General features: G+C 76.2%; 1 protein-coding gene and 1 pseudogene. One reads left to right on the forward strand and one right to left on the reverse strand.

The genetic code is table 11. The features are described 5' to 3' along the window. The coding region (locus AB0O00_RS20180; protein WP_363653634.1) for a S8 family serine peptidase at window positions 1-764 on the reverse strand (764 nt) is incomplete at its 3' end. 72 nt (window positions 765-836) lie between these two features. On the opposite strand from AB0O00_RS20180, the pseudogene AB0O00_RS20185 reads away from it, so the two are divergent. After that, window positions 837-1,016, forward strand: a pseudogene (locus tag AB0O00_RS20185) (hypothetical protein); the annotation flags it as partial.

The raw sequence follows: 1,016 nt of genomic DNA on the forward strand, positions 1-1,016 counted from the left end.
GGGACGGCCCCGGCGAGGGCGGCCGGGGCGAGCACGGTGATGCCGTCGGTGTCGGCGTGCCCGTGCACGGAGGCGGCCACCGCGATGGCCCGGGCGGCGGTGCCGGGGCTGCCACCGATGCCGTAGACGTCGCCCTCGTTGCCGGCCGCGGCGACCACGACGGTGCCGAGCGCGGCGAGGTGGTCGACGGCCACGGCGTCCGCGTCGTCGGGGCTGCCGAAACGGCTGCCGAGCGACAGGTTGACGATGTCGAGGCGGTCGCCGAGGTCGCCGTCGCCGTTGGGGTCGGCGGCCAGGTCGAGGGCCTGGGCGAGGCGGTCGGTGGAGCCCTCGCAGCCGAACACCCGGATCGCGTACAGCTGCGCGCCCGGGGCCGCGCCCGGGCCGACCTTGAAGCCGGCCGGGTCGAGGCCGGCCCGGTAGGGGCCGGTGTAGGTGTGGCCGTCGGCGGTGACGCCGAAGCCCGCCGCGGTGCCGGCGACGTGGGTGCCGTGGCCGTTGCGGTCGCAGTCGATCGGGTTGTCGCTGGGGTGCGGCACCGGCTGGTGGTGCGGGGAGGAGGGGTCCGGGTCGTAGTCGTCGCCGACCAGGTCCTTGCCGCCGATCACCTTGGCGGTGGGGAACAGCCCGGCCGGGGCGGGCTTGCCGCGCTCGACCGAGCGGTAGGCGGCCTCGGTGCCCGGGCCGCCGAAGTCCGCGTGGGTGTAGTCGATGCCGCTGTCGATGACGCCGATCCGCACGCCTTTCCCGGTGTTGCCCTCCACGCCCTCCCACACCTGCGGGGCGCCGGTCAGCGGGACGGAGTACGCGTTGTCGCGCTGCTTGCGGACGATCGGGTGGACGGCCCGGACGCCGGGCAGCGCCCGGAGCGCGGGCAGCCGGTCGGCGGGCGCGGTGACGGCGAGGCCGGTGAGCAGGGTGTCCGCAACGGCGGCAGCGAGTACGCGCTCAACGGCCAGACCTGCCGGCTGCTCGACATCCAGGAACTGCTCTCCGACTCCGGCATCGGCCGCGAG

This window comes from Kitasatospora sp. NPDC093558 (genome assembly GCF_040683475.1).
In the GTDB taxonomy this organism is placed as follows: Bacteria; Actinomycetota; Actinomycetes; order Streptomycetales; family Streptomycetaceae; genus Kitasatospora.